This is a genomic window from Yinghuangia sp. YIM S10712 (assembly GCF_051388935.1).
In the GTDB taxonomy this organism is placed as follows: Bacteria; Actinomycetota; Actinomycetes; order Streptomycetales; family Streptomycetaceae; genus Yinghuangia.
This window is the reverse complement of sequence record NZ_JBPKBI010000003.1, coordinates 421366-423446: the sequence shown is the minus strand read 5'-3', so window position 1 is coordinate 423446 and position 2081 is coordinate 421366. Positions and strand designations below refer to the sequence as shown.

At 71.6% G+C, this 2081-nt stretch carries 2 protein-coding genes and 1 tRNA gene; 1 reads left to right on the top strand and 2 read right to left on the bottom strand.

Annotation, left to right across the window (positions count from 1 at the left end; translation table 11 throughout):
- Nucleotides 1-403 precede the first annotated feature (403 nt).
- Both ACRX5W_RS11310 and ACRX5W_RS11305 read right to left on the bottom strand, forming a co-directional pair.
- Nucleotides 404-480 (bottom strand) — tRNA-Pro (locus ACRX5W_RS11310).
- A 73-nt stretch (nucleotides 481-553) separates the two neighbouring features.
- A complete protein-coding gene (locus ACRX5W_RS11305; RefSeq protein ID WP_436787891.1) occupies nucleotides 554-1450 on the bottom strand; it encodes a metallophosphoesterase in 897 nt (298 codons plus the stop codon).
- Nucleotides 1451-1562: 112 nt separating this feature from the next.
- On the opposite strand from ACRX5W_RS11305, the gene ACRX5W_RS11300 reads away from it, so the two are divergent.
- Complete coding sequence (locus ACRX5W_RS11300; RefSeq protein WP_436787890.1) at nucleotides 1563-2018, top strand: GatB/YqeY domain-containing protein; 456 nt, start codon at nucleotides 1563-1565, stop codon at nucleotides 2016-2018.
- Nucleotides 2019-2081 lie beyond the last annotated feature (63 nt).

The following is a 2081-nucleotide window of genomic DNA, read 5'->3' as shown; positions in this document are numbered from 1 at the left end:
CCCCCCCCCCCCCCCCCCCCCCCCCCCCCCCCCCCCCCCCCCCCCCCCCCCCCCCCCCCCCCCCCCCCCCCCCCCCCCCGGGGCCGTGTCCGCATCTCTCCAAGAGCCGCCGAATTGCCACCACCGTGACGCCTGAGGCCCCGTCAGCGGCCGTGACGAGAGAAACCGGTCACGCGTGGACGTTCGTCCGCATGGCGCTTGCCACGCCACCGCGACCGCGAACGGCCCGGCAGATGCGACAAGTTGACGGCCAGTGAGGTTGCCGCCCACGCACCGGCCGTGCGTCGACCAAGCGACCCGTCCATCCACCGTCGTCCCCACCGGCGGCGTCCCCGACCGCTTCTCTCATGTACCGCGGAAAACACTCAGGGCCCCGCCGGATGTCTCCGGCAGGGCCCTGACCTGGTCGGGGTGGCGGGATTTGAACCCACGACCTCTTCGTCCCGAACGAAGCGCGCTACCAAGCTGCGCCACACCCCGATTGATGCGCGTTCAGCTTAGCGGACGCGGGTGCCCACGCGAAATCCGGTTTCGGTGGGGGAGAAGGCGCAGGTCAGGCGGGGGTCAGGGTCAGGAGGGTCGCCTCCGGGGGACAGGCGAAGCGGAAGCGGGCGTAGCGCGACGTCCCACAGCCGGCCGAGACGTGGAGGTAGGCCTCGTGGCCGGCGGAGCTGTAACGCGAGAGGCCCTTGGCGCGCTTGCGGTCGAGGTCGCAATTGGTGGCCAGGGCCCCGTAGAAGGGGACGCACACCTGGCCGCCGTGCGTGTGCCCCGCGATGACCAGCGGATAGCCCTCCGCGGTGAAGGCGTCGAGGGCACGGCGGTACGGCGCGTGCACGACGGCCAGCGAGAGCTGCGCCGAGCGGTCGGGACCGCCGGCGACGACCTCGTAGCGGTCGCGGTCTATGTGCGGGTCGTCGAGCCCGACGAGCTCGATCTCCAGGCTGTCGAGCTTGAGCCGTCCGCGCGCGTTGTTCAGGTTCTCCCAGCCTGCCTGGTCGAAGCCGTCGCGCAGCTCCTGCCAAGGGTTTTCGACGCCGAGGCGCCGGCTCCCGTCGTCGCGGCGCAGGTAGCTCGTGGGGTCCTTGGGGCGCGGGGCAAAGTAGTCGTTGGAGCCGAAGACGTACGCGCCGGGCAGCTCCATGAGCGGGGCCAGGGCGTCCAGGGTCTCCAGGACCGCTTCGGGGTCGGACAGATTGTCGCCCGTGTTGAGCACGAAGTCCGGCCGGAGCGCGGCCAGTCGGCGCAGCCAGTCCTGCTTCTTTCGCTGCCCGCACACCATGTGGATGTCGGAGATCTGGAGCACCCGCACCGGGCGGAGCCCCCTGGGCAGGACGGGTACCTCGACGCGGCGCAGCCGGAAGGACCGTGCCTCGTAGGCGGCGGCGTAGGTCAGGCAGGCGGCTCCCGCGCCGGCGATGCCCAGCGGAAGCGCAAACTTCGTGTCCATTCTTCCCATCGTTCCAGAGGTCGGCCCGTCCGGGGAGCCGCCGGTCGTCCGCGCGGGGGAGCGGCGGGTAATTGGGTGGGGCGCGGATCGGGGCGACTGCGACACTGGGCCCATGAGTACCTTCAAGAGCCGCCTTCAGAACGACCTCACGGAGGCCATGCGCGCGCAGGACCAGCTGCGTACGTCGACCCTTCGCCTGACGTTGACCGCCGTCACCAACGAAGAGGTCGCGGGCAAGCAGGCCAGGGAGCTCTCCGACGACGAGGTGCTGAAGATCGTCGTACGCGAGGCGAAGAAGCGCCGCGAGGCCGCCGAGGCGTTCGACAACGGCGGCCGTACCGAGTCCGCGGCCCGCGAGCGCGCCGAGGCGGAGATCCTCGCCGAGTACCTGCCCGCGCAGCTCGACGACGCGGAGCTCACGCGGATCGTCGCCGACGCGATCGCCGAGACGGGGGCTGCCGGGCCGTCGGGGATGGGTCAGGTCATGAAGGTCGTGCGCCCGAAGATCGGCGACCGCGCGGAGGGCGGCCGGATCGCGGCGGAGATCAAGAGGCAGTTGGGGAGCTGACGGGCGCAACTGCCGGGCGACGAGATTCGGTTCGGGTGACGGCCGTAAGCAGAACGGTGGGGC

What these genes read in the sequence shown, in the direction of transcription:
- ACRX5W_RS11305 (WP_436787891.1), bottom strand. Translation starts at nt 1,450, where the DNA reads ATGGACACGAAGTTTGCGCTTCCGCTGGGCATCGCCGGCGCGGGAGCC.
- ACRX5W_RS11300 (WP_436787890.1), top strand. Translation starts at nt 1,563, where the DNA reads ATGAGTACCTTCAAGAGCCGCCTTCAGAACGACCTCACGGAGGCCATG.